The organism is uncultured Jannaschia sp., assembly GCF_947494055.1.
GTDB lineage: Bacteria > Pseudomonadota > Alphaproteobacteria > Rhodobacterales > Rhodobacteraceae > Jannaschia.
In genome coordinates this window covers 185,374-211,370 of sequence record NZ_CANLTR010000004.1, presented here as the reverse complement: position 1 = coordinate 211,370, position 25,997 = coordinate 185,374, and the positions used below count along the sequence as shown (strand labels likewise).

Here is a 25,997-nt window from a genome sequence, read left to right as displayed (position 1 = left end):
ATGACGATCCACCAGAAGATGGACGCGCCCGACCGGCGCAACCGCCTCGACGACATGGCGCAGGGCGTCCTGTCCACGCCGCTCGACCGCCCCGAAGGTCCCCTTAAGGTGTCCGGCCGCGCGCCTTACGCCCACGAGGTCCAGCCCGCCGGAATGCTGCACGGCTACTTCGTGCGCGCGCCGAAGATCGGTCGGCTTGCGAGGATGGACGACGCGATCGCCCGCGGCATCGCGGGGGTGGAGACGGTGATCTCCGGCGCGAAGCTGATCCGCAACCCGTGCCAGGGCACCGCGAACGCCGCGCCGGTGCAGCCCGATGGCGACATCTACTATATCGGCCAGCCCATCGCGCTCGTCGTGGCCGACACGTTCGAGACCGCCCGCGCGGCGGCCATGACCGTGACCTTCGACATCGCCGAGGCCGACCGGCAGCCGGTCAATCCGACCGACTACGACACGCCCGAGGACCAGCAATCCGCGCAGGGCGACCTCGACACGGCGATGGCCGAGGCGGCCTTCAGTGTGGACCGGGAATACACGACGCCCGCCCACAACTCCGCCGCGATGGAGCCGCATGCGGCCATCGCGGAATGGGACGGCGACAAGCTGCTGCTGCGCGGCTCGCTGCAGATGCTCAAGTACAACCGCAACGAGATCGCGGATTCGCTCGGCATCGACCCGTCGAACGTGCGCCTGCTGTCGCCCTATGTCGGCGGCGGCTTCGGCTCGAAGCTCGGCATCGCGCCCGATGCCGTGGGTGCCGCGCTCGCCGCGAAGGAGACCGGTCGCCCGGTGGGCGTCGTCCTCTCGCGTCAGCAGGTCTTCGAGGCGACGATGCGCCGGTCGGAGACGAAGCAGCGTGTCCGGCTCGCGGCCGATGCCGACGGTGTCCTCTCGGGGATCGGTCACGATGCTTGGGTGTCGAACCTGCCCGACGAGAGCTTCTCGGAACCGGTGACGCAGGCGACGCCGTTCCTCTACGGTGGCGTGCACCGCCAGATCGGCCACCACATCGCCCGCGTCAGCCGCACCTGCGCCGGCTCCGTCCGCGCGCCGGGCGAGGCGGTCGGGATCACGATCTTCGAGATCGCGATGGACGAACTGGCCCGCGCTGCCGGGATCGACCCCGTGGAGCTGCGCCGGCGTAATATACCGGACCAGGACCCGACGAGCGAGATCCCGTTCTCCTCGCACAAGCTGGCGGAGGCGCTCGACGACGGCGCCCGGACCTTCGGATGGGACGACACCCTGCCCGAGCCGGGCGGCCGCCGCGAGGGCGAGTGGCTTATCGGTCAGGGCATGGCGAGCGCCGTCCGCGTGAACTCGCTGATGGAGTCGAAGGCGCGCGTGACGCTCCAGCCCGACGGCACCGCGCTGGTCGAGACGGACATGACCGATATCGGCACCGGCACCTACGCCATCCTGACGCAGCTCGCCGCCGAGATGCTGGGCCTCCATGCCGCCGACGTGAAGACGGTGCTGGGCGATACCGACCTGCCGCCGGCCTCCGGCTCCGGAGGCTCGTGGGGTGCGGGCTCCTCCGGGGCCTCCGTCTTCCTCGCTTGTCAGGGCGTTCGCCAGAGGATCGCCGAGGCGCTCGACACGACCGAGGAAGACCTGACGCTGAAGGACGGCATGGCCATCGCCGGCAACCGCTCGGTCCCGCTGGCGCAGGTGCTCGACGGTCCGGTGGAGAGCGAGGGCCATATCGAGCCGGGCGATACCGGCGACGCCGTTCGCCAGGCGACCTGGGGGTCGTATTTCTGCGAGGTGGCGGTGAACGCAGTCACCGGCGAGACGCGAGTCCGGCGGATGCATGGCAGCTTCGCCGCGGGCCGCATCCTGAACCCCAAGACGGCGCGGTCGCAATGCCTCGGCGGCATGACCTTCGGCATCGGCATGGCGCTGACCGAGGAGCTGATGCACGACCCGCGCGACGGCCACATCGTCAATCGCGACCTCGCCGAGTACCACCTGCCGGTGAACCTCGACGTGCCGCAGATCACGGTGAACCTGCTCGAGGAGCGCGACCCTTGGGCCAACCCGATGCAGGTCAAGGGCATCGGCGAGCTCGGCATCTGCGGCGCGGCGGCGGCGGTGGTCAACGGCATCTACCAAGCCACAGGCGTCCGCGTGCGCAACCTGCCGGCGACGCTGGACAAGGTCATGGCCGGGCTGGATTGATCTCGCAGTTCGGCCGGGTTGGATTAATCAAGTAAGTTGACGAAAGCGGCGGCCTTTTAGGTTGCCGCTTTCATTCTGCCGAGACGTCAAATCCTCGGCCCGTGAGTGTTTGACGGAGAAGGAAACGCCCGGCCGCGAGCGGGGCTGCCCTGCGTGCCACGGGTGGAGAATACCTGCTACGGCACCATCGCCTTGATCGCCCGGACATGCTCGGCAGAACCGGGGGCGAGATCGCGCGCCCCAGCGACGGGGTCCGGCTCAATCCGGTCCACCAGACCGAAGGCCAATGCCTCGGACGCGTCGAGTCGCGCGCCGCCTGCGAGAATGAGCTTCGCACGCGCCGGACCCACGAGGCGGGCAAGCCGTGCCGGGTCCGAAGGCTGCGGCAGGAAGCCCAGTTTCGCCACCGGATAGAAGAACGCGGCGTGGGGCACGGCCAGCCGGATGTCGCAGGCCAGCGCCATCCCGAAGGACCCGCCGGCCAGCGTGCCATTCAGCGCCGCCACCGTGAGACAGGGCATGGTCGCGATGGCGCCCGAGACCTCCTCCCACAGCGGCGAAGTGGCGAGTCCGGCGCGCATCTCCCCGAGATCGGCGCCGGCGCTGAACACCGCGTCGCCCGCCCCGGTCAGGATCATCAGCCGCAGATCGTCGGCCTCCCGGACATGCCCGAGCAGCGCCGTGAGCATCCCGGCGGTCAGCGCGTTCGCCTTCTCCGGCCGGTCGAGCGTCAGCGTCAGGACGTCGCCGTCGCGCGCAGCCCGGATCACGCGAGACCGATCCGGCCGCGCAGCCCCTCGTCCCTGAGCGACAGCTCGGTGCCGCGCAGATCGTCGGCCTCCGGCCCGCACATCCAAACCAGCGCCCGCGCCACCCATTCGGGCGGAATGTGCGCCGACCAGTCGAGCTGCGCCACGGGGCCGATCCCGCTTTCCTTGATGTCGCGCTGCATCTGCGTGGCGACCGTGCCGGGCGAGAGGCCCATGACGCGCAGCGTGCGGCCATGCTCCTTGTGCAGGCATTCCGTCAGCATCTTCGCGCCCGCCTTGGACGCGCAATAGGCCGACCAGCCCTCGAGCGGGTTGCTGGCCGCGCCGGAGCTGATGGTGATGACGGTGCCGGATTTCTGACCCAGCATGACGGGGAGCGCGGCGCGCATGCCGTGATAGACGCCCTTCAGGTTCACGTCGATCGCCGTCGACCAAGCGTCCGGCTCGCCCTGTGCGATCCCCGCGATGGGGTCGATGACGCCGGCATTGTTCACGATCACGTCAAGCCCGCCGAAGGCGTTGACCGTCGCCTCGACCGCGCGGGCGACCTCGGTCCAGCGGGCGATGTCGCAGGGAATGGCGAGCGCCTTCGGCCCGATTTCCCCGGCGAGGTCCGCGATCGCCTCGGTTCCGCGCGACAGGAGCGCGACGTTGCCGCCGGCTTCGGCGAAGGCGCGTGCGGCCGCGGCGCCGATGCCGCGGGATGCGCCGGTGATGAGGATGGTCTTGCCTGTCAGGTCGGTCATGGATGCCCCCGTTGACCCTGCCCGCAGGGTCGGATCATGTATTCGCGACCTGTCTAGAGGAAACGCGAACATGCCGAAACATGCCTTTGCCGGGGCCGCCGTCCTGATGCTGTCCACTGCCGGCGGGGCCGTGGCCGATATCGACGCGCAGACGATCTGGTCCGACTGGCAGGACGTCTACGCCCGGATGGGCGGGACGCTCGCGGCCGGGTCCGAGGATTACGCGGGCGGCGTGCTGACGCTGACCGATGTCACGGCCACCAGCACGGTTGCGGGCACGGAGAGCGTGTCGAGCTACGGCGACTTCACCCTGACGGAGACGTCGAACGGAGAGGTCGAGATCGGCTTCGACGACGCGATCGAGGCGGAGACGACCTCGACCTTCGGCGACGTCACGCAGACGCAGACGATGCGGCTGTCGCAGGAGGGGCTCACGGTCGTGGTCAGCGAGGACGACGGCGTGCGGCTCTACGACATCGACGGCGAGACGCTTCGGATCGAGGCGAGCGACGGCGAGACCTCCGACCCGGACCTCCCCGCCCCTCAAAGCTTTACCCTCGGCCTGTCGGGCGTCGCCTCCGAGTACCGATCCGGCCTCGACGGCGACCCCAACGCCTTCGCACAGGAGATCCAGGCGGAGGCGTTGACGGTCAGCGCAGGACCGGTCGAGGCGCCCGACAGCCTGAGCTACGGCGCCACGGGGATCGAGGGCGAGATCACGGGCAATTACGGCGAGATGCCCGAAGAGCCGGTCGAGAGCCTTGCGGACAGCAACATCACCTATGCGGGCGAGCTTCGCCATGCCGGCGCGACGCTCCGGCTCGAGCCGGAGGTCGAAAACGGCCAGGGCCCGAGCGAGATCGAAGGCCGGTCCGAGTCCGGGCGCGCCACGTTCGAGATGACGGGCGACACGCTGACCTACCTGCTCGGCACGACGAACAACGCGATGACGCTCGGCTTGCCGAACTTCCCGGTCCCGGTCGAGGTCACGATGGCGGAGGCGAGCTCCGGCGTGACCCTGCCGTTGGCGGAAGTGGGCACGGAGGCGCCCTTCGGCCTCGACCTGAGATTGCAGGATCTGTCGATCGACGAAGCCGTCTGGGGTCTGGTCGATCCGACGGGGCAATTGCCGCGCGATCCGGCGTCGCTGGTCGTGGATGTCGACGGGACGGCGGAGATGAGCGTGGACCTGTTCGGCGGACCGGACGCGTTCGCGAACCTCGCCGGACCGCCGGGTGAGCTGACGTCGCTCGTTCTGAACGAGGTGCTCATCGACGCCCTTGGCGCGGTGTTGCGCGGCTCGGGCGATCTCGATTTCCCCACCCCCGATCCGACCGTGCCGGTGGGCACGATCGACCTCGCGCTCGACGGGGGCTTCGCGCTGATCGACCGGCTGGTCGCGCTCGGTCTGATACCGGCGGAGCAGGCGGCCTTCGTCAAGGGCATGTCCGGCGCCGTCGCGGAGCAGGTGGGCGAGGATCAGCTCGAATCCACGATCGAGTTCGAGGCGGATGGCGGCATCAGCGCGAACGGCCTGCCGCTGCGCTGAGCACGCCGGCCGCGCCCTTGTTCCCGCCGCACCCCGGGGCTACCTGCGAGACGCAGCCCCCGAACGCGAGCGAGACATGACCGACCTGCCCCGACTGACGGAACAGCTTCTCCATGTCGCGCGGCGGGCCGGTGCCGGTGCCGCCGACGCGGTCGCGGCCGAGACGAAGGCCATCGATATCGAGGTGCAGGGCGGCCGGCTGGAGAAGGCGGAGCGCGCCGAGGAAATCGAGATCGGCCTGCGCGTGTTCCTCGGCAACCGTCAGGCCATCGTCTCCGCCTCCGATGCCGCGCCGGCGACGCTCGAACGGATGGCGGAGCGCGCCGTGGCGATGGCGCGGGAAGCGCCGGAAGACCCCTTCATCGGGCTGGCCGACCCGGACCGGCTCGCGCGCGACTGGGACGTAGAAGCGCTCGACCTTATGGATCCGGCGCCGGTTCCCCTGCCGGCCGAGTTGCAGGAGATCGCGCTCAGGGCGGAGGCCGCCGCGCTCGACGTGCGCGGCGTCACGCAGGTGTCCGAGGCGGGTGCGAACTACGAGGAGACGCGGTTCCACATGGCGGCGACGAACGGGTTTTCCGGCGGCTACGGCCGGACGCAGACCTCGATCGGCTGCGTCGCCATCGCCGGCGCGGGCACCGGCATGGAGCGGGACTATTACGGCGACGGCCGGGTGCATCGGTCGGACCTGGACGCACCGGAGAAGGTGGGCCGGATCGCGGGCGAACGCACCGTCGCCAATCTCGGCGCGACCAAGCCGCCGACCGGGGCCTGGCCCGTGGTCTACGACGAGCGCGTCGCGGGAACGCTGATCGGCCACCTGCTCGGCGCGGTGAACGGCCGGGCCGTGGCAAGGGGCGCGACCTTCCTGCACGACGCGCTCGGCGAGGCGGTGCTGCCCGCCGGGCTCACGCTGACCGACGATCCCACCTTGCGCCGTCTGATGCGGAGCCAGCCCTTCGACGACGAGGGCCTGCCGGTCGCGCCGTGGGACATCGTGGCGAACGGCGTGCTGCAGGGCTGGATCCTCGACCTGCGCACCGCCCGGAAGCTCGGGATGACCAGCACCGGCAACGCCGCGCGCGGCACCTCATCCGCGCCCGGGCCGGCGCCGACGAACGTGATCCTCACGCCGGGCACGCGGACCCGGGGGGATCTGCTGGCGGAGATGGGGACCGGGCTGCTCATCACCTCGATGATCGGAGCCTCGATCTCGGCCACGACCGGCGATTATTCCCGCGGCGCCTCCGGCTTCTGGGTCGAGAACGGAGAGATCGTGCGGCCGGTCAACGAATGCACCGTGGCGGGCAACCTCCGCCCGATGCTGCGCTCGATCGTGCCCGCAAACGACGCCCGCACCTATGTCAGCCGCCAGGTCCCGTCGCTTCTGGTGGAAGGCCTCACGATTGCCGGCGCCTGACGCCGCCGTCGACCGCGCGCTGCTGGCGGACGCGGCGCGGGCGGCGGGCGAGATCGCGCGACGGCATTTCAGGCGCGACCCCGAAAGCTGGGACAAGGGCGGCGGCCAGGGCCCGGTGACGGAGGCCGACCTCGCCGTCGACGCCATGCTGCGCGACCGGCTCTGCAAGGCTCGACCCGACTATGGCTGGCTTTCGGAAGAGACGCCGGACGGACCGGCGCGGCGGGATTGCGCGCGGGTCTTTGTCGTCGATCCGATCGACGGGACGCGGGCGTTCATGGAGGGATCGGAGAATTTCAGCCATTCCCTCGCCGTGGTCGAGGACGGGGTGCCGCTCGCCGCGGCGATCCATCTGCCGATGAAGGACGACCTCTACCTCGCCGCGCGCGGCCTCGGCACCACCAGGAACGGCACGGCGATCGGGGTCAGCATGCGGAGCCGGCTCGACGGGGCCGAGGTGCTCGGCACGCGGGCGAACTTCGCCGACGCGCACTGGAAGGGCGGGCTCCCCCCGATCGTGCGCAAGTTCCGCTCCTCGCTGGCTTACCGCCTCGCGCTGGTGGCCGAAGGGTCCTTCGACGCGATGGTGACGCTGCGGCCGGCCTGGGAATGGGACATCGCGGCCGGCGCCCTGATCGTCGCGGAGGCCGGGGGCCGGGTGGCGGACCGGCACGGCGGGCCGCTTCGCTTCAACAACCCGGAGCCGCGGCTCGACGGGGTGGTGGCCGGAACGCCGCTCGTCGCCGACGCGCTTCTCGACAGGCTGGTCTGAGCTTCAACCCACGCGACGGACGCGTTACAGGCGGGCGACAGACATGGGAGATCCGACATGGTCCAACGCCTGCATCTCGTCTTCGGCGGCGAACTCGTGAACCCGAGCTCGACCCAGTTCACCGATGTCGACCAGATCGACATCGTGGGCATGTTCCCCGACTACGCCTCCGCCTACGACGCCTGGAAGGCCGCCGCGCAGCGTACCGTGGACGATGCCCACATGCGCTACTTCATCGCCCATATCCACCGCCTGCGCGACGAGGAGGCCGCGGCCTCGCCGACCGAGGAGCTCGGCTGAACGCCATGCTCCCATCTCCCGTTCTCGGGGCGTATCTGTTCTGGTCCGATCGCGCGCAGCGGCACGGCGAGCGGCTGCTCGCCCGCCGTCTGACCGAGGGCAAGGAGGATGGCGCGCGCCTCGACGAGCGCCGGGGCCTCGCTTCGGTCGACCGTCCCGACGGTCCGCTGATGTGGCTTCACGCGGCGAGCGTGGGCGAGAGCGTGTCGCTCCTCGAGATGATCCGGCGGATGGGGGAGGAGCGCACGGAGCTGTCGTTCCTGCTGACGACGGGGACCGTGACCTCCGCGCAGGTGCTCGCCGGACGCCTGCCCGCGCGCACGATCCACCAATACGTGCCGCTCGACATACGTGCCTGGATGCGCCGATTCCTCGACCATTGGCGGCCCGACATCGCCGTGCTGGCCGAGGGGGAGATCTGGCCGGCGCTGATCCACGAGACCGTTTCGCGGGGCATTCCGCTGTCGATGATCAACGCGCGGATGACCGAGCGCGCCTACCGCCGCTGGCGCTTCGCCAAGGGGGCGTCGCGGACCCTGCTCCGGAAAGTCGCGCATGTCCACGCGCAGGAGCAGGCGACGGCGGATCGGTTGCTGTCGCTCGGCCTGCCCGCAGAGCGGCTCGAGGTGACGGGCACGCTCAAGGAGGGCTCTGCCGCCCTGCCCCACGACGAGCCGGAGCGGGTGCGTATCGCCGCCGCGCTCGGCGGCCGGCCCTGCTGGCTCGCGGCATCGACCCATGCGGGCGAGGAGGCGCTGGCCGCCACGGCGCACCGCACCGCATTGCGGTCCTGGCACAAGCTCCTCCTCGTGATCGCGCCGCGGCACCCCGACCGCGCCGACGCGATCATCGCCGACCTGCGCGGCGGCGGCTGGCGGGTGGCGCAGCGCTCGGCGGGCGAGGAGATCACGCCGGAGACGCAGATCTACGTGGCCGACACGATGGGGGAGATGGGGCTCTGGTACCGCATCTGCACCGTTAGCTTCGTCGGCGGGTCCCTCGTGGAGGTGGGCGGCCACAACCCGTTCGAGCCCGCGGCCCTCGGAAGCGCCATCCTGCACGGCGCCGGGATCGCGAACTTCGCCGACATCTACGACCGGCTGCGGGCGGCCGGGGCCAGCCGCGAGATCACGGCGGAGACGCTGGGCCCGGCGCTCGCGGAGGTGCTGGAGCCGGACGTGACCGCACGCATGGCGCATGCCGCCTGGGAGGTCTGCTCCGAGGGGGCGGAGGTGACCGAGAAGGCGATGGACCTGCTCTTCGCGATGCTCGACGGGGTCGATTGATGAAGGCGCCCGGCTTCTGGTCGCGCCCGCCGGGCCCGCTTTCCCACCTCCTGTCGCCGCTGGGCGCGCTCTATGCCCGCGGCACGGCGCGCCGTGTCGCGCGGGCGGGGGCGCGGGTGGGCGTGCCGGTGATCTGCGTCGGCAACCTGACCGCCGGCGGGGCAGGCAAGACGCCGACGGTGATCGCGCTGGCCGAGCGTCTGGCGGCCCGGGGCGTCGCCGCGCATGTCGTCTCGCGCGGGCATGGCGGGCGGCTCGAAGGGCCGGTGCAGGTGGACGCCGCCCGGCACGACGCAGCGGAGGTGGGCGACGAGCCGCTCCTGCTCGCAGCCTTCGCGCCGACCTGGGTGGCGAAGGACCGGGCCGCCGGTGCGCGGGCGGCGGTCGCGGCCGGGGCGCAGGCGGTGCTGCTCGACGACGGGTTCCAGAACCCCGCGCTCGTGAAGGACCTCTCGATCGTGGTGGTCGATGCCGGGGCGGGGTTCGGGAACGGACGCGTGATCCCGGCCGGCCCCTTGCGCGAACCCGTGGCGGCGGGGCTGGCGCGCGCGGACCTGACGCTGACGATCGGGGACGGTGCCGTCGCGCTGCCCGACGAACCGCCGCGGCTCCGGGGGCATCTGGCGCCGCTCCGGACGGGGATGGACTGGGCCGGGCTGCCGGTCTTCGCCTTCGCCGGGATCGGTCGGCCGGAGAAGTTCTTCGACACGCTGCGCACTTTGGGTGTGGAGCTGCGCGGGACCGAGGCGCTGTCGGACCATCAGCCGCTGACGCTGGCGCTGCTACGCCGTCTGGGCGAGCGGGCGGCGAAGCTCTCGGCGCAGCCGGTCACGACGGAGAAGGACGCGGTGCGCCTGCCGCCCGCGCTGCGCGGCCGCGTGCTGACGCTGCCGGTGCGGCTGAAGATCGAGGACGACGCGCCGCTCGAGACGGCGCTCGCCCGGATCGGGCTTTGAAGGTCCTTACGGCGCGATCGACCCAGGGACGTCATCCGGAGAGGTCGGCCCCCGGCTGCGCGTAGGGGCCGTCGGCATGACGCCGCGCTCGCCTCAGCTCGCCTCTTCGACCAGCGATGCGATCTGCTCGAGACTCATGTTGCCGGCATGCAGCGCCCCGTTGACGAGGAAGGACGGCGTCGAGCGGATGTTGTCGGCCGCCACGTTCTCCTCGTACCAGTTCACCAGCGCCTGCGCCTTTTCGGCATCCTGCAGGCAGGCATCCGCTTCCTCCGAGGACAGGCCCGCCTGCGCGCCGATGCGCTTCAGGCTCGCCGCGACATCGGCCGGATCGCCCTGTCGCGCCCAGTCGGATTGTGTCGAGTAGAGCAGATCGGACACCCCAAAATAGCGGTCCGGGCCGGCGCAGCGGGCGATCATCGACGCCCAGAGGCCGTAGCGGTCGAAATACACCTCCCGGTAGGTAAAGTGCACCTTGCCGGTGTCGATGTAGTCGCGCTTGAACGCCTCGAACGTGTCGTTGTGGAAGCTCGCACAATGCGGGCAGGTGTAGCTCGCGTATTCGACGATCTTCACCGGCGCGTCCGCATCGCCCAGGGTGACATCCTCGATCGCACCGGCCTCCTGCGCGTTGGCGGCACCGATCAGGCCCGCGGGCAGGAAATTGCAGAGGCCGGCAAGCACCAGTCCGGTCGCGGTGTGGGTCAGGGCTTTGCGTCGCGTGATCATCGTGGTCTCCGTCTGGTCGCGCCGCATCAGGCGCCTCGTTTCGATATGATGTTGGCCCCGAGCCGTTCAAGCGAGCGGCGCAGGCCCTCGTCGCCCACGCCCTCCGCCAGCGGCCGGGCGCGTTCGATCGCTTCGGGCGGCGGTTCCTTCGGCGCCTTCGGACGTGCCGCGAAGGCCACCTGCCCCTCCTCGAACCCGGTGGGCGCGGTCTGGGTCACGTCGATCCGGCTGATCGCGGAATAGCCGTAGCAGGCGTTCACCCGTTCCTTCAGGCGCGGCAGGATCATCTGCAGCATCGGCGCCTGCGCCCCGGTGGTCAGCAGCGTGAGCGTGGCGCCGAAGCCGCCGCGCGGGAAGGACACCTTCACCGGGCGACTCATCGCCGCGGCCTCGGCGCCGACGATCTCGGCCCAGTGCGTGAGCAGCCGCGTCTCCGAGAACCCGCGCCGCTCGCCCAGACGTCGGACGTCGCCCTCGACGAGGGCGGAGACGCGGCGCGCGGATTTGCGGAATCGGGTCATGGGGGGCCGGGGTTCCTCGAAGCTCGCGCGGAGCCTACATGACGGTGGGGTGCGGGAAACAGGGGACGACTACATTTATGCGTGATCCGCGGAGCGAGGCGCTGCTGGCCTGGTACGACCTGCATGCGCGCGACCTGCCGTGGCGGATGCCGCCGGGCGCGACGCGTCGCGCCGATCCCTATCGCGTCTGGCTGAGCGAGGTGATGCTGCAGCAGACGACGGTGGCGGCGGTGAAGGGCTACTTCGCGACCTTCACGGCGACCTGGCCAACCGTCGCCGACCTCGCCGCCGCCGAGGACGGGGCGGTGATGGCGGCCTGGGCCGGGCTCGGATACTACGCGCGGGCGCGCAACCTGCTGAAATGCGCACGGGTCGTCGTGGCCGAGCATGGCGGGCGCTTCCCCGGGACAGAGGCGGGCCTGCGCGCCCTGCCCGGCATCGGCCCCTACACGGCGGCGGCCATCGCGGCGATCGCCTTCGGGGAGCCGGCCGTGGTGGTGGACGGCAACGTGGAGCGGGTCATGTCCCGGCTCGCGGCCATCGAGACGCCGCTGCCGGCGGCGCGTACGGAGATCCGGGCGGTCGCGGCGGAGATGACGCCGTCGGACCGGCCCGGCGATCACGCGCAGGCGGTCATGGATCTGGGCGCGACGATCTGCACGCCCCGCAGGCCCGCCTGCATGCTCTGCCCCTTGTCGCCGGATTGCGCGGCACGGGCCGCAGGGATCGCCACGACATTGCCGCGCAAGGCGCCGAAGGCCGCGAAGCCCGCCCGGCGCGGCCATGTCTACCTCGCCCGGCGCGGGGCGGAATGGCTGGTGGAGACGCGACCCGGCTCCGGCCTGCTCGGCGGCATGCTGGCCTTCCCGACGTCGGACTGGAGCGACGCGCCGGACGATGCCCCGCCCTTCGCAGCGCCGTGGCAGCGGATCGGCAGCGTCCGTCACGGCTTCACGCATTTCGACCTGACGCTCGACGTCCACGCCACCAACGTGGCCGGAAATCCGGACCGGGGTCGGTGGGAGGTGCTAGATCCGGGCGCGCTGCCAACGCTTTTCGCCAAGGCCCACGCGCTCTGGGCCGAAACGAAACGCGAAACATAAGCGATGCGGGGGGCGGTAACCTTTCGTTAACCGATCCCCCGACAGACAGGCGCGATGACGACGATACCCGACGCCCATCTGCGCTCCCCCGTCGCGGCGCTCCCGTTCTGGAGTTCGCTCACCATGGTGCCGGTGATCTGGGCCGGCGCGATGCTCGGCGGCTGGTGGATCGCGGCGGTGCCGGTCTATGCTTGGGGCCTGTTCTCGCTCCTTGATGCGATCGCGGGGGAGGATGCGCGCAATGCCGACCCCGCGACCGACGACGCCACGCTGGGGTGGTACCGCGCGATCACGCTCCTCTGGGGGCCGGTGCAGGTCGCTACGCTCTACGGGCTCATCCTCTACGTCAGCCGGACGGCGCATCTCTCCGCATTGGAGATGTGGGGCCTGTTCTTCGGGATGGGGGTCGTGTCTGGCACGATCGGCATCAATTACGCGCACGAACTGGTGCATCGGCGGCCGAGGCTCGACCGCTGGCTCGGGGACGTGCTGCTGGCGATGGTGCTGTACTCGCATTTCCGCTCCGAGCACCTGCTGGTCCATCACCGCCATGTCGGCACGCCGCGCGATCCGGCGACGGCGCGCTACAACGAGGGGTTCCACCGGTTCCTGCCCCGTGTCGTGCTGCAGAGCGCGCTCTCGGCCTGGCGGGCGGAGGCCGCGATGCTTGCGCGCAAGGGGCTGCCGGCTTCGCACCGGGCGAACCCGTTCTGGCGTTACGCCGCGTTGCAGGGCGCGATGCTGGCGCTGGCCGTTCTCGCCGGCGGCTGGCTCGGGCTAGCGCTCTTCGCGGTGCAGGCGACGACGGCGATCTGGCAGCTGGAGCTCGTGAACTACGTCGAGCATTACGGCCTGTCCCGGCGCAAGCTGGCAAACGGGCGCTACGAGCCGGTGCGGCCGCACCATTCGTGGAACTCGGCGAAGCGGGCGTCGAACTGGATGCTGATCAACCTACAGCGCCATTCCGATCACCACGTCCGGCCCGACCGCCCGTTTCCGCTCCTGCAGACCTACGGCGAGACCGCCGCCCCGCAACTCCCCGCCGGCTATCCGGCGATGACCGCGCTGGCGATGGTGCCCCCGCTCTGGCGCCGGACGATGAACCCGCGGGTGCGCGCCTGGCGGCGGCGGCACTATCCTGACGTGACGGATTGGACGGTTACTTCAAGCGTTCAAAGTGCCGGGCGATAGAGAGCTATTCCCGCGCCTGCCGCACGAGCCGCCACACATAGACCGCGACCAGCGTGCCCACCACGACCCAACTGACCGGGTCGAGCCAGCCGGCCACGCGCTCGTATTGCGCCTCGAGCAGGTAGCCCAGCACGGTGAGACCCGCGATCCAGACCACACTGCCCAGCGTCGTGTAGAACAGGAACGGCAGGAGCGGCATCCGCGCGACGCCGGCGGGAACCGAGATCAGCGTCCGCAGCCCCGGCAGGATGCGTCCGATCAGGATCGCCCAGGCCCCGTGACGGCGGAACCAGTCCGAGGCGCGGTCGACCTCCTCGGGCGAGATCGTCAGCCAGCGTCCATGACGCTCGGTGAAGCGGCGCAGGCGATCCTCGCCGAGCTTCAGGCCAATCCAGTACCAGAAGGTCGCGCCCGCGACCGAGCCGACGGTGCCCGCGACGAGAACACCGAGGAACGAAAGCTCCCCCGTCGCCGCGAGGAAGCCCGCCAGCGGCATCACGACCTCGGACGGGATCGGGGGAAAGATGTTCTCGAGCAGCATCAGGCCGGCGACGGCCAGATACCCGCCAGCCGCCATCACGCCGGTGATCCACTCGAACATGCACGTCCCCCGTCTGTTGGAACCGAACGCGAGCGGGCCGGATCGGTTGCCTCACTGGGCCTTGCGCAGGTCGTCGAAGGCCCGCAACTCTCCGATCAGCGCCTCCATCCGGTCGACCGGGATCATGTTCGGCCCGTCGGACGGCGCGGTGTCGGGGTCCTGATGCGTCTCGATGAACAGCGCGGAGACGCCGACGGCGCAGGCGGCGCGGGCAAGGACGGGGGCGAATTCGCGCTGCCCGCCCGAGGACGTGCCCTGCCCGCCCGGCTGCTGCACCGAATGGGTGGCGTCGAAGACCACCGGATAGCCCGTCCGCTCCATCACCGGCAGGCCGCGAAAATCGCTGACGAGGGTGTTGTAGCCGAAGCTCGTGCCCCGCTCGCAGAGGAGGATGTTCCGGTTCCCGGTGCTCTCGATCTTGGCGGCGACGTTGGCCATGTCCCAGGGCGCGAGGAACTGACCCTTCTTGACGTTGATGACGCGCCCCGTCTCGCCTGCGGCAAGCAGGAGATCCGTCTGCCGCGACAGGAAGGCCGGGATTTGCAGGACGTCGCAGACCTCCGCCGCGGTGGCGCAATGGTCGGGCAGGTGCACGTCGGTCAGGACCGGGCAGCCGAACTCGTCCTTGATCCCGGCGAGGATGCGCAGCCCCTCCTCCATCCCGAGGCCCCGCGCCGTGCCGATGGAGGAGCGGTTGGCCTTGTCGTAGCTGGCCTTGAAGACGAACCGCGTGCCGGTCGCGTCGCAGGCCGCCGTGATCCGCTCGGCCATCATCCGCGCGTGGTCGAGCGATTCCAGCTGGCAGGGTCCGGTGATGAGGGCGAAGGGATGATGGCCGCCGACCGGGATGCCGGCCACGTCCACGACGTTCGAGGCGATGGGGTCCATGGGCTCAGGCTCCTTGCAGGACGGCTTCGATGCGGGGGATGTCCTCGGGGTTGTTGAGCTCCCAGAAGACGCGGCCACGGGCCTCGACCTCGACGCAGGCGACGGTCGCGCCGTTCTCGAGGAATCGAAGCTGCTCCAGCCCCTCGCGCGCCTCCAGCACCCCCTCCGGCCAGCCGGTATAGGCGCGCAGCGCGTCGGGGCGGTAGGCGTAGACGCCGACATGGTGGAAGACGGGCACCGGGTCGGGCACCCGGCCGGGCGCGATCCAGGGAATCACTTCCTTTGAGAAGTAGAGGCCGTGGCCGGTTCGGTCGAAGACGGCGGTGGTGCCGCCCACGCGACCCGCGCGGCGATCCTCCACGAACATCTCGTAGGTCTGCCGGTCGCAGCGCAGGACCGGCGTGGCGACGGCGGCCTCGCGATCGGTCCGCATCCGCTCGATCAGCGCCTCGACGAACCACGGCGGCGTCAGCGGCGCGTCGCCCTGCAGGTTCACGATCAGGTCGGCCTCGATCCGGTCCAGCGCGTCGGCGCAGCGCTCGGTCCCGTTCGCGGCCTCGGGCGAGGTCATCAGGACGGAAGCGCCGAACCCCTCGCAGGCGGCGCGGATGCGGTCGTCGTCGGTCGCCACGTGGATCGCGTCCACGCCCGCGACCGCCTGCGCCGCCTCCCAGGTCATCTGGATCAGCGTCCTGGTGCTGCCGTCCCGCTGGCGCAGCTCGGCCAGCGGCTTGCCGGGATAGCGGGTGGAGGCGTAGCGCGCCGGAATAAGGATGACGGTCTTCATGCGACCCCCGCTCGGAGAAGGTCGTGGATATGCAGCACGCCCACCGGGGCGCCGTCCTCCACGACGATGAGGACGTTGAGCTTGCGCGCGTTCAGCACGGCGAGGGCTCGGGCGGCGAGCTCCTCCGGCGGCAGGGTGAGCGGCGTTCGCGTCGCCACGTCCCCGGCGCATCGCGACATCAGGTTCGCCATGTTGCGGCGCAGGTCGCCGTCGGTGATGACGCCGAGGAGCTTTCCGCGCTCGACCACTGCGGCGATGCCGAAGCCCCCCGACGTCATCGCGAGCAGCACCTCCGACATCGGCGTGTCCGGCCGGACCGTCGGCACGTCCGTGTGCATCAGGCTTGCAACCCGCGCCATTTGCGCGCCGAGCTTGCCGCCGGGATGGAACACGCCGAAATCCTCCGCCCGGAAGTTCCGCCGCCGGAGCAGCGCCACGGCAAGCGCATCGCCCAGGCCCAGCGTCAGCGTGGTCGAGGTCGTCGGCACGACGCCTAGCCCGCAGGCCTCGGGCAGCGCCGGGATCGTCAGGTGATGGTCGGCCGCGCGCATCAGGGTCGAGTCGGGGCGCGAGGACAGCCCGATCAGCGGCACGCCGAAGCGGCGGGTATGGGCGATGATGTCGCGCAACTCCACCGCCTCGCCCGAGTTCGACAGCATCAGCACCACGTCGTCCGGGCCGATCATGCCCATGTCCCCGTGGCTCGCCTCGGCGGGATGGACGAAGAGCGCGGGCGTGCCGGTCGAGGCCATCGTCGCGGCCACCTTGCGGGCGATGTGGCCGGATTTGCCGATGCCGGTGACGATCACGCGACCCGGCACCGCGGCGATCAGGTCGACGACGCCCGCGAAACCCTGCGGCATGTCGTCGGCGAGCGCGTCGAGCGCTGCGGCCTCGGTCCGCAGCACCTCCCGTCCGGTCTCGAGGTCATCGTTCATGGGCGGCAGATACGCGGGCCGTCCGGGCGGCGCAACTCGGGCAAGGGCTGCCCTTGCCGCATCACGCCTGTCGTCGCATCTCAGAGATGCAGGCGACGCTCCGGCGGCACCAGCGCGTTGATCTCGGCGATCTGGCGCGGAAGGCATGCGGTGAGGAAATCGTACTCCGCCACGACATGCGCGCGGGCGGCACGGCCGAGACCGGCATGCGCCTCCGGCCGGGCGAGCACGTCCGTCACCGTCTCCGCCAGCGCCGCCGGGTCGTGGAAATCGACGAGGCGGCCGGTCTCGCCGTCGGTCATCACCTCGCGCACCGGCGCCACGTCGGAGGCGACGATCGTGGCCTCCATCGCCATCGCCTCCAGGAGCGACCAGGATAGCACGAAGGGCATCGTCAGGTAGATGTGGCAGCGGCTGACCTGCACGATCTTACGGAAGGCCTCGTAGGGCACGCGGCCCAGGAAATGCACACGGTCCCAGTCGACGAGGTGGCCGACCTCGGCTTCGAGTTCGGCGCGGAAGCCGCCCTCCGCCGCGCTCGCCCGCCCGTAGGACGCGCCGGAGCCGCCGACGATCAGGATGCGCGCCTTCGGCCGCGCCGCCTGGATCGCCGGCAGCGCGCGCATCAGCACGTGGAAGCCGCGCGTCCGCTCCATGTTGCGCGCGACGTAGGTGACGATCTCGTCGTCGCGCGTCAGCCGCCCGGCCCGACCGAGGTTCAACTCGACCTGCGGATCGGGACCGAGCCGGTCGGTGCGGATGCCGTCGTGGCAGACCGATAGCCGGTCGTGGAACGACGCCGGAAAGGTATCGCGCTGCCAGAGCGTTGGGCAGATCCCGCGATCGACGGCCAGGATCGCGCTGTTCGGCACGGCGTTGCGCGCGGCGAGCAGGAACGGCGCGGTTGCGGCGGGGGGCTCCTCCGGGTCGAAGCCGACCGGGCCGCCCCGGGCGCGGTAATAGTATTCGAAGAACCCCAGGACCGGCGTGTCGGGCAGAACCTGCTTCACGAACAGAAGTTCGCCCCAGCCGGTATGGCCGAGCACGATGTCGGGCACGAAACCCTCGTCGCGCAGTCCGGCCATCGCCTGCGCCGCGCCGTAGGCGGTTCCCGCCGCTTCCTCCCAGACCTTCGACAAGCCGTAGGCATTTTCGGCCGCGGCGTGGTGCGGGCGATAGATCACCTGCCGGACACCGGGCATGTCCGGATGGTCCCGCCGCTGGGTCAGGAAGACGACCTCGTGCCCGCCCTGCCCGACCAGCCAGGCCAGAAGCTCCCGGTACTGGCCGGGCATGTTCTGGTGGACGAAGAGGATGCGCATGGGCGCCGGTCAGCGCCCGACGGCGTCGTACCCCTCGAACCCGGCATCCTGCGCCACCTGACGCGAGTAGATGTTGCGCAGGTCGGCCATCCGCGCCGTCCGCATGTCGCCGGCGATACGTGTGAGATCCAGCGCACGGAACTCGTTCCACTCGGTCAGGAGCACGATCAGGTCGGCATCCTTCGACGCCTCGTAGGGATCCTCGACCCAGTCCACGCCGGGCAACAGCGCTTCGCCCTCGCGCCGCCCCTCGGGGTCGACGACCCGGACCTTCGCGCCGCCACCCACGAGCGCGGGCACGATGGTCAGGCTCGGCGCCTCGCGCATGTCGTCGGTGTTCGGCTTGAAGGTCACGCCCATCACCGCGATCGTCTTGCGGTTGAACGAGCCGTCGCAAAGGTCGCGCAGCTTCTCGACCATGCGGGCCTTCACGCTGTCGTTGACCTGCATCACCGCCTCGGTGATGCGCATGGGCATCGCATGCTCCTGCCCGATCCGGGCGAGCGCGGCGGTGTCCTTCGGGAAGCAGGAGCCGCCGTAGCCCGGCCCGGCATGCAGGAACTTGTTGCCGATCCGCCCGTCGAGGCCCATGCCCTTCGAGACCTTCTTCACGTCGGCCCCGACTCGCTCGCAAAGCGCGGCGATCTCGTTGATGAAGGTGATCTTGGTCGCGAGGAACGCGTTGGCGGCGTACTTGATCATCTCGGCGGATTCGAGATCGGTCACCATGATCGCGAAGTCACGCAGGTAGAGCGGGCGGTAGATCTCCGACATGACCTGCTCCGCGCGCTCGGTCTCGACGCCGACGACGACGCGGTCGGGCCGCATGAAGTCGTCGATCGCCGCGCCCTCGCGCAGGAATTCGGGGTTCGAGGCGACGTCGAACTCGGCGTCGGGGTTTGCCGCCCGGACGGCCTCGGCCACCTTGCGGTTGGTGCCGACGGGGACGGTCGACTTGGTGACGATCACGGCGTAGCCCGTCAGCGCCTTCGCGATCTCGGCCGCGGCATTCATGACGTAGGTCAGGTCGGCATGGCCGTCGCCGCGACGGGTCGGCGTGCCGACGGCGATGAAGACCGCGTCCGCGCCGTCGACGGCCTCCTTCAGGCTCGTGGTGAAGGACAGGCGGCCGGCGCCGACGTTGCGCACCATCAGGTCGTCGAGGCCCGGCTCGAAGATCGGCACGCGGCCGGCCCCGAGCATCTCGATCTTCTTCGGGTCGCGGTCCACGCAGACCACCTCGTGCCCGAAATCGGAGAAGCAGACGCCCGAGACGAGGCCGACATAGCCTGTTCCGATCATAGCGATGCGCATAGGATGACCTCTTCGTCTTCGTTTCCCGGGCGCCATGCCCGATATTCCGTGCCGGTGTCGAGATGGTTCGACCCGCTTCTCGGCGGCATCCGTTGCCAAATCGTAAAGACTATTTCCGCCGTGTCGGCGGTCGCCGTCCATTCGGGCGGATTGGCGACGACGGGTCTTATCGGTACCCGTCGCCCCGCCCGCTACGGAATCGCGGCGGCCCCGTCGTATTCGGCCCTGTACCAGTCCACGAAAGACCGCATGCCGTCCTCCACCGAAGTGCGCGGCAGCGGATGGCCCAGCAGGTCGGTCAGAAGCCCCGTATCCGCCCAGGTCGCACTGACGTCGCCCGGCTGCATGTCCATGAGGTTGCGCCGGGCGGTTTTCCCGGTCGCCGCCTCGATCGCCTCGATAAAGCGGCCGAGCTCGATCGTCTCGCCATTGCCGATATTGACGATCCTGTGCGGCGCGACCGGGCTCAGGCTGTCACGCTCGGAAACGGGCTCGGACCCCGGCGGCACGTCGATGAGATCCGCGATGCCCTGTACGAGATCGGAGACGTAGGTGAAATCGCGGAGCATCCGGCCGTGGTTGTAGACGTCGATCGGCTCGTTCGCGAGCACGGCGCGGACGAACTTGAACGGGGCCATGTCCGGCCGGCCCCAGGGCCCGTAGACCGTGAAGAAGCGGAACATCGTCGTCGGGATGCCGTAGAGATGGGCGTAGCTGTGCGCCATCGCCTCGTTCGCCTTCTTGGTGGCGGCGTAGAACGACATCTGCGTGTCGACCTTCATCGTCTCCCGGTAGGGCATCTCCGTGCTCGCCCCGTAGACCGAGGAGGTCGAGGCCAGCAGGAGGTGCGACGGTGTGGTGGCCCGCGCGGCTTCCAGCACTTCGTAGCTGCCGAGAAGGTTGGCCTCGACATATTCGCGCGGCGCGTCGATGGAGTGACGCACGCCCGCCTGCGCGGCGAGGTGGATCACCGCGTCGGGGCGCTCGTCGGCCATCAGGTCGCGCACGAGGCCCGGGGTCGCGACGCTGGCCTCGACCTCTGCGAAGGCCGATCCGGCCAGCATCTCGTGGCGGCGTCGCTTCAGTCCGACGTCGTAATAGTCCGAAAAGACGTCGAGGCCCGTGACCTGCCAGCCGCGCTCGAGGAGGAGCTTCGAGAGGTGGTAGCCGATAAATCCGGCCGAGCCGGTGACGAGCGCTCGTTTCATGGCCCTGTCGTGTCAGAGGCGGGCGGACGCGTCAAACCCGTATCACCGCCCGGGCAGGCTGGCCGGGTCGGCCGGAGAAGCGTTGCCCGTTTCCAGGCGATCAGATCCAAAGCCCGAGATGCGCCGGCGGACCAGCGACAGCGCCGCCTCGGCGTCGCCCTCGTCGACGGCGCGCCGCAGCGTACGCAGGATGTCGGCCATCTCGAATTCGGAGACGCCGGCCTCGCGGACACGGAAGATCTTGCGGTGCGCCGTCGGGCGCTCGGAGCCGTCGAAGAACAGTTCCTCGTGCAGCTTCTCTCCCTCGGCGAGACCGATATAGTCGATCCTGATGTCGCCGTTCGGATTGGCCTCGCTCTGGACGGTATAGCCGGACGCCTCGATCGCATGCTGGGCGAGGTCGACGATTCGCACCGGCTCTCCCATGTCGAGAAGGAAGACCTCGCCGCCATCGGCCATCGAACCGGCGCGCAGGACGAGGCGCGCGGCCTCCTCGATGGTCATGAAGTAGCGGGTGACGTGGGGATGGGTGACGGTGACCGGGCCGCCGCGGCGGATCTGCTCGTGGAAGATCGGGACGACCGACCCGGAGGAGCCGAGGACGTTGCCGAACCGGACCATCGACAGGATGGGGCCGCCTTCGGGAACGCGGCTCGCCAGATCCTGCACGATGAGCTCGGCCAGACGCTTGCTCGCCCCCATCACGCCGCTCGGGCGGACGGCCTTGTCGGTGGAGATCAGGATGAACCGCTCGATCCCCGCCTCTACCGCGCCGGCGGCGATGACCTGCGTGCCGAGGACGTTGTTGGCGAGCCCGGCCAGCGGATTGCACTGCACCATCGCCACGTGCTTGTAGGCGGCGGCATGCAGGATGACCTCTACCCCGTGATCGGAGAGCGCCTGCCGCACCTGTCGCGCGTCGCAGACCGAGCCGAGGACGGGCACCAGCTCGACCTGCATCGCCTCCGCCAGACGGCGAAGCTCGCGGTGCACGGTGAAGAGCGCGATCTCGCTCATCTCGTAGAGGACGAGCCGCTTCGGCGCGCATTCGATCAGCTGCCGACAGAGCTCCGCGCCGATGGAGCCGCCGGCCCCGGAGACGAGGACGGACTTGCCGGCATAGGAGACCGCCCCTTCCATCAGCGGGGTCTTCACCTCGTCGCGCCCGAGCAGCATCTGCGGCTTCAGCGTCTCAAGCCGGTCGATCAGTGCCTCGGTGCCGATAAGTTGCGCGAAGGAGGGCAGCGTCTGCACCTCGAGCCCCATCGCCTGCAGCCGCGCGGCGATTCGCGCCTGCTTCGGCGGACTGAGCGACGGCACCGCGAGGAGGACACGGTGGATGCGTTTCTTCTCCGCGATCTCGGCGATGCGGGTCGGACCGTAGACGGTCAGCCCGGCGATCGTGAGGCCCTGCATCGACGGCTTGTCGTCGACGAAGGCGATCGGATGGATGCCCTTGTGACTGCGGAAGGCGCGCACGAGCTGTGTGCCGGTCGCACCGGCCCCATAGATCAGCACGCGTGTCACGTGTCCGCCGCGCCGGTAGACCGACAGGACGACCTGCAGCGCGACGACGCGGCTGAGGAACATCGACAGGAACAGCGTGACTGCGAATCCAGCATAGATGACGAAGGGAAGCGACAGGCCGACCGCGCTCGTCAGCACATAGGCGGCCACGGCGAGGCAGATCGCGAGCAGCGCGCTGCGGATCGTCGCGCTGCTGTCGTATTCCGCGAGCGAGAGCGACGGCAGCCCGAGCCCGACCGCCAGACCCGCGGCCGTCACCGACAGGATCGGGGCCGCGACGATCAAGGCCACGCCAGGGGGCGGAAAGCCGGCCGGCAGATGCATGGCCCAGAGGGTCACCGCCAGCGAGAAGACGACCAGAACGAGGTCGCAGACGAGGAAGAGCGTGTATTTGTGGCGCCGGCTCAGAGAGCGCAGCAGCGTCTCCATGCGCGATGTCCGGACATCAGAAAGCTTGGACAAAACGCCTCCTTAACGGCCCGCCGTCGCGGGCCACAATCCGGCTTTGCTATGCCAAGTGCATTCCGGCGGCAACGTGGCAGGCATGGATCGGCCGATGCGCGTCGAATATGGTGCCGCGGCTGTTGCCCATCTGGCGCATATGGCCGCCCGGGCAACGCCCCGCATCCGCGAAGGGTGGAATGACGGCACATCACCGCGTTGCAAGATGCGTTAACAAACCGTTAACCGCTCGCGCCGAGGTTCCGGAACTTCAGATCGCCGGAGGCCCCACATCCATGCAAGAAGATACCACGATCCTGTCGCTTCCCCTGATCCAGGGCAATCAGGCCCAGAAGCACATCACGCACAACGAGGCGCTGCGCCGACTCGACGCGCTGGTTCAGCCCGTCGTCGCCGACATCGACCGGCCGACACCGCCTGCCGCACCCGAGAACGGCGCACGTCATATTGTGGCGGCTGGCGCGACAGGGGACTGGGCGGGCCACGAGAACGCCATCGCTGTGCGCGAGGACAATGCTTGGGCCTTCATCGCGCCGGCCCGTGGCTGGCGATTCCATGTCGAGGCACTGTCCCGGGACGTCGTCTTCGACGGCACGGCCTGGACGGCGGTTCAGGGCGAGACCGGCGGTTCGGGCGGGACCACTGAACCCGCTCCCGGGCCCGCCCAACCCATCGAGACGGCCGACGTCTTCGGCATCAACGCCACGGCCGACGCGACGAACCGCCTGACGGTCTCGGCGGCGGCGACGCTGCTGAACCACGACGGCGGGGGACACCAGCTCAAGATCAACAAGTCCGCGGAACGCGACACGGCGAGCCTGCTGTTCCAGTCCGGCTACTCGGGACGCGCCGAGATGGGATGCGTCGGGCCGGACGGCTTCGCGATCAAGGTCAGCGCGAACGGGGCAGCCTGGAACACCGCGCTGCGCGTGGATCCGGCTTCCGGCGCCGTCTCCTTCCCGTCCGGCTTCCGCCAGAAGCGCGCCGACACGATTCGCGGTCGCTGGACGTGCTACACGAACAATCGCTGGGTCCGGTTCTCGACCTTCTCCGGCGCCGATACCGAGACCTACACCGCGAGCGGGGGCTTCGGGGCGGAGCCGGACCTGGACTGGAAATATGTCGGGCCCTTCGTGGAGAAGGGACGCGAGCTTTCGCGCCTGACGGGCACCTACCGCGGCACGTCCAACGATATCGGCCAGTTCGACTTCCGCATGTACCTGCAGCACGGCCCGGCGGGCGAGGTCTGGGCAAGCGACGCGCAGACGACGCGCATTCTCGTGCACGGGCTGAACGGGGTGGAGGTGGGCGACCACTGGTCGCGGCTGGAGGTCGATCTCGGCCGGTTCATCGTCCCCGAGGACGGACACCTGCTCTGCTTCATGCGGCCGAGCAATCCGCTCGTCTCGCAGAGCTACATCGACACCAACCTCAACATTGAGACGATCGGCTAGACGCGGCGCGAACGCGCTGTCTCTATCCCCGACGCAGATCCGAGAGGATCACGGCGAGGCCTTTCCGCCAGTCGGGACGGTCGATACCGTGGTCGCTACGAAGCGACGCGCAATCGAGCCGCGAGTTCAGGGGCCGTCGAGCAGGCGTTGGGTAGTCCGAGGACGGGATCGGTGTCACCACGCAATCGAGTCCGGCGGCGTCGAAGATCGCGTCTGCGAAGCCGGCCCAGCTCACGTCGGGTGCGCCCGCGAAATGGTAGGTGCCGGACGAGCCACCGGCGCTCAGGCTCCTGGCGAGCGTGAGGCAGGTTCCGGCGATGTCGCGCGCCGGGGTCGGCCCGCCGATCTGGTCCGCCACGATGTTCAGCGCGTCGCGTTCCGCCCCGAGGCGCAGCATGGTCGTCACGAAGTTGCGGCCGTGCGCGGAGACGACCCAGCTCGTCCGCAAGATCGCGAATTGCCCTCCGGCCTCCCGCACCGCGTCCTCGCCCGCGAGCTTGGAGCGACCGTAGGCGCCGAGCGGGCCGGTGGGGTCGCCGGGGGCCCAAGGCGTCTCGCCACTGCCGTCGAAGACGTAGTCCGTGGAAATGTGGACGAACGGGATGCCCGCCGTGGCGCAGGCCCGCGCCATCTCGCCCGGCGCATCGCCGTTGATACGCGTCGCCTCCGCCTCCGAGGTCTCGGCCCCGTCCACGTCGGTCCATGCGGCGGCGTTGATCACCGCGCGCGGGGCCGTGCGCTCGATCGCGGCGGCACACGCGCCCGGCACGGACAGGTCGGCCTCCCCCCGCCCGAGGCAGGTCACGTCTTCCGAAGCCCGCGCCAATTCCCGCGCGACCTGTCCGGTGCGGCCGAAGACGAGGACGGTCACGACGCCTTCCCGAGCCGCGCGCCGACCCCTTCGCGGTCGAGGAGCGGCCGCCACCAGGCCTCGTTGTCGAGATACCAGCGCACGGTCCGCGCCAGCCCCTCCTCAAGCGTCACCGAGGGGCGCCAGTCCAATTCCTCCCGCATCCGCGACGGGTCGATGGCGTAGCGCGCGTCGTGCCCGGGCCGGTCGGTCACGAACTCGATCAGATCGGCATGCGGCGCGCCGTCAGGGCGCAGCTCGTCGAGGATACCGCAGATGGTGCGGACGAGGTCGATGTTGCGTGCCTCGTTCTCGCCGCCGATATTGTAGTTCCGCCCGACCTCGCCCCGCCGCAGCACCGTCAGCAGCGCGTCGGCGTGGTCCTCCACGTAAAGCCAGTCGCGCACGTTCTCGCCCGCGCCGTAGACCGGGATCGGCCGGCGGTGCAGCGCGTTCAGGATCACCACGGGGATCAGCTTCTCGGGGAAGTGGAACGGGCCGTAATTGTTCGAGCAGTTCGTCAGCAGGATCGGCAGGCCGTAGGTCTCGTGCCAGGCGCGCACGAGGTGGTCGCTGGCGGCCTTGGACGCCGAATAGGGGCTCCGGGGATCGTAGGGCGTCGCTTCCGTGAATTGCCCCGTCGGCCCGAGCGAGCCGAACACCTCGTCGGTGGAGATGTGGTGGAAGCGAAAGCCTTCGGGTTTGCCCGCCCGGGTCCAGTGTGCACGTGCCGCCTCCAGCATGCTGTAGGTGCCCGTCACGTTGGTCTCGATGAAGGCGCCCGGCCCGTCGATAGAGCGGTCCACGTGGCTCTCGGCGGCAAGGTGCATCACCGCGTCGGGCACATGTTCGGCGAAAGCCGCGTCGAGCGCCGCGCGGTCGGTGATGTCGGCCTGAACGAAGGCGTAATTCGGCGCGTCTGCGACCTCGGCCACGTTTTCGAGACACGCTGCGTAGGTCAGCGCATCGAGATTGACGACCTCCATCCCCGCGCGCACCGCCTGCCGCACCACGGCGGAACCGATGAACCCCGCGCCGCCCGTCACCAGAAGCTTCATCGCCCTATCGCTCCTTCCTTGGCCCGGTCGCGTACCGGACGTCCTGCCGCGTCATGCTCGC

The 25,997-nt window shown here is 69.9% G+C and carries 24 protein-coding genes; 10 read left to right on the top strand and 14 right to left on the bottom strand.

Going from position 1 to position 25,997, the window contains the following annotated elements:
• Positions 1-2,184 (top strand): xanthine dehydrogenase family protein molybdopterin-binding subunit, encoded by a 2,184-nt coding sequence (locus tag Q1A87_RS06090; RefSeq protein ID WP_299648254.1) that lies wholly within the window; start codon positions 1-3, stop codon positions 2,182-2,184.
• Between the two features lie 176 nt (positions 2,185-2,360).
• On the opposite strand, the gene Q1A87_RS06085 is transcribed toward Q1A87_RS06090, so the two are convergent.
• Both Q1A87_RS06085 and Q1A87_RS06080 read right to left on the bottom strand, forming a co-directional pair.
• Complete coding sequence (locus Q1A87_RS06085) at positions 2,361-2,954, bottom strand: enoyl-CoA hydratase/isomerase family protein (protein WP_299648251.1); 594 nt, start codon at positions 2,952-2,954, stop codon at positions 2,361-2,363.
• Entirely contained in the window at positions 2,951-3,700 is a 750-nt protein-coding gene (locus Q1A87_RS06080; protein ID WP_299648248.1) for an SDR family NAD(P)-dependent oxidoreductase, read from the bottom strand. Before Q1A87_RS06080 ends, Q1A87_RS06085 begins: the two co-directional genes overlap by 4 nt.
• 70 nt (positions 3,701-3,770) lie before the next feature.
• Between Q1A87_RS06080 and Q1A87_RS06075 the strand changes: the two genes are divergently transcribed.
• The 6 genes from Q1A87_RS06075 (at position 3,771) to lpxK (ending at position 9,983) form a co-directional block, all read left to right on the top strand.
• Positions 3,771-5,249, top strand: a complete 1,479-nt coding sequence (locus Q1A87_RS06075; RefSeq protein WP_299648245.1) for a hypothetical protein — start codon at positions 3,771-3,773, stop codon at positions 5,247-5,249.
• A 76-nt stretch (positions 5,250-5,325) separates the two neighbouring features.
• Positions 5,326-6,669 (top strand): TldD/PmbA family protein, encoded by a 1,344-nt coding sequence (locus Q1A87_RS06070; RefSeq protein ID WP_299648242.1) that lies wholly within the window; start codon positions 5,326-5,328, stop codon positions 6,667-6,669.
• Complete coding sequence (locus Q1A87_RS06065) at positions 6,656-7,441, top strand: 3'(2'),5'-bisphosphate nucleotidase CysQ (protein ID WP_299648239.1); 786 nt, start codon at positions 6,656-6,658, stop codon at positions 7,439-7,441. The genes Q1A87_RS06070 and Q1A87_RS06065 overlap by 14 nt, the downstream gene beginning before the upstream one ends.
• 57 nt (positions 7,442-7,498) lie before the next feature.
• Entirely contained in the window at positions 7,499-7,741 is a 243-nt protein-coding gene (locus Q1A87_RS06060; RefSeq protein WP_299648236.1) for a DUF4170 domain-containing protein, read from the top strand.
• A 5-nt stretch (positions 7,742-7,746) separates the two neighbouring features.
• A complete protein-coding gene (locus Q1A87_RS06055) occupies positions 7,747-9,027 on the top strand; it encodes a 3-deoxy-D-manno-octulosonic acid transferase (RefSeq protein WP_299648233.1) in 1,281 nt (426 codons plus the stop codon).
• A complete protein-coding gene (gene lpxK / locus Q1A87_RS06050) occupies positions 9,027-9,983 on the top strand; it encodes a tetraacyldisaccharide 4'-kinase (protein WP_299648230.1) in 957 nt (318 codons plus the stop codon). Before Q1A87_RS06055 ends, lpxK begins: the two co-directional genes overlap by 1 nt.
• Positions 9,984-10,076: 93 nt before the next feature.
• On the opposite strand, the gene Q1A87_RS06045 is transcribed toward lpxK, so the two are convergent.
• Both Q1A87_RS06045 and Q1A87_RS06040 read right to left on the bottom strand, forming a co-directional pair.
• The gene (locus tag Q1A87_RS06045; RefSeq protein WP_299648227.1) at positions 10,077-10,712 is read right to left on the bottom strand and encodes a DsbA family protein; all 636 of its coding nucleotides are present in this window, start codon (positions 10,710-10,712) and stop codon (positions 10,077-10,079) included.
• Positions 10,713-10,738: 26 nt separating this feature from the next.
• The gene (locus Q1A87_RS06040) at positions 10,739-11,233 is read right to left on the bottom strand and encodes a DciA family protein (protein WP_299648224.1); all 495 of its coding nucleotides are present in this window, start codon (positions 11,231-11,233) and stop codon (positions 10,739-10,741) included.
• A 77-nt stretch (positions 11,234-11,310) separates the two neighbouring features.
• Between Q1A87_RS06040 and mutY the strand changes: the two genes are divergently transcribed.
• Positions 11,311-12,336, top strand: coding sequence for an A/G-specific adenine glycosylase (gene mutY, locus Q1A87_RS06035; RefSeq protein ID WP_299648221.1), 1,026 nt, complete (start codon positions 11,311-11,313; stop codon positions 12,334-12,336).
• A 54-nt stretch (positions 12,337-12,390) separates the two neighbouring features.
• The gene (locus Q1A87_RS06030) at positions 12,391-13,527 is read left to right on the top strand and encodes an alkane 1-monooxygenase (protein WP_299648218.1); all 1,137 of its coding nucleotides are present in this window, start codon (positions 12,391-12,393) and stop codon (positions 13,525-13,527) included.
• A 4-nt stretch (positions 13,528-13,531) separates the two neighbouring features.
• Here the strand turns inward: Q1A87_RS06030 and Q1A87_RS06025 are convergent, their stop codons facing one another.
• From Q1A87_RS06025 to Q1A87_RS05990, 8 genes are all read right to left on the bottom strand, one after another.
• On the bottom strand, positions 13,532-14,128 hold the full coding sequence (locus tag Q1A87_RS06025; RefSeq protein WP_299648215.1) for a DedA family protein: 597 nt from the start codon (positions 14,126-14,128) through the stop codon (positions 13,532-13,534).
• Between the two features lie 51 nt (positions 14,129-14,179).
• Complete coding sequence (gene kdsA, locus Q1A87_RS06020; protein WP_299648212.1) at positions 14,180-15,016, bottom strand: 3-deoxy-8-phosphooctulonate synthase; 837 nt, start codon at positions 15,014-15,016, stop codon at positions 14,180-14,182.
• A gap of 4 nt (positions 15,017-15,020) precedes the next feature.
• Entirely contained in the window at positions 15,021-15,803 is a 783-nt protein-coding gene (locus Q1A87_RS06015; protein WP_299648209.1) for a manno-octulosonate cytidylyltransferase, read from the bottom strand.
• Positions 15,800-16,741, bottom strand: a complete 942-nt coding sequence (locus Q1A87_RS06010; protein WP_299648206.1) for a KpsF/GutQ family sugar-phosphate isomerase — start codon at positions 16,739-16,741, stop codon at positions 15,800-15,802. Before Q1A87_RS06010 ends, Q1A87_RS06015 begins: the two co-directional genes overlap by 4 nt.
• A gap of 80 nt (positions 16,742-16,821) precedes the next feature.
• Complete coding sequence (locus Q1A87_RS06005; protein WP_299648203.1) at positions 16,822-18,063, bottom strand: glycosyltransferase family 4 protein; 1,242 nt, start codon at positions 18,061-18,063, stop codon at positions 16,822-16,824.
• Positions 18,064-18,072: 9 nt separating this feature from the next.
• Positions 18,073-19,377 carry a UDP-glucose/GDP-mannose dehydrogenase family protein gene (locus Q1A87_RS06000; protein ID WP_299648199.1) on the bottom strand — a complete coding sequence of 435 codons (1,305 nt, stop codon included), beginning with the start codon at positions 19,375-19,377 and terminating at the stop codon, positions 18,073-18,075.
• A 191-nt stretch (positions 19,378-19,568) separates the two neighbouring features.
• A complete protein-coding gene (locus Q1A87_RS05995) occupies positions 19,569-20,585 on the bottom strand; it encodes an NAD-dependent epimerase/dehydratase family protein (protein WP_299648196.1) in 1,017 nt (338 codons plus the stop codon).
• A 42-nt stretch (positions 20,586-20,627) separates the two neighbouring features.
• A complete protein-coding gene (locus tag Q1A87_RS05990) occupies positions 20,628-22,541 on the bottom strand; it encodes a nucleoside-diphosphate sugar epimerase/dehydratase (protein WP_299648193.1) in 1,914 nt (637 codons plus the stop codon).
• Positions 22,542-22,849: 308 nt separating this feature from the next.
• Here Q1A87_RS05990 and Q1A87_RS05985 point away from each other — a divergent pair, with 308 nt between their 5' ends.
• Positions 22,850-24,028, top strand: coding sequence for a DUF2793 domain-containing protein (locus Q1A87_RS05985; protein ID WP_299648190.1), 1,179 nt, complete (start codon positions 22,850-22,852; stop codon positions 24,026-24,028).
• A 22-nt stretch (positions 24,029-24,050) separates the two neighbouring features.
• Here the strand turns inward: Q1A87_RS05985 and rfbD are convergent, their stop codons facing one another.
• Positions 24,051-24,899 carry a dTDP-4-dehydrorhamnose reductase gene (gene rfbD, locus Q1A87_RS05980; RefSeq protein WP_299648187.1) on the bottom strand — a complete coding sequence of 283 codons (849 nt, stop codon included), beginning with the start codon at positions 24,897-24,899 and terminating at the stop codon, positions 24,051-24,053.
• Entirely contained in the window at positions 24,896-25,936 is a 1,041-nt protein-coding gene (gene rfbB / locus Q1A87_RS05975; protein WP_299648183.1) for a dTDP-glucose 4,6-dehydratase, read from the bottom strand. The genes rfbD and rfbB overlap by 4 nt, the downstream gene beginning before the upstream one ends.
• Positions 25,937-25,997: the final 61 nt, after the last annotated feature.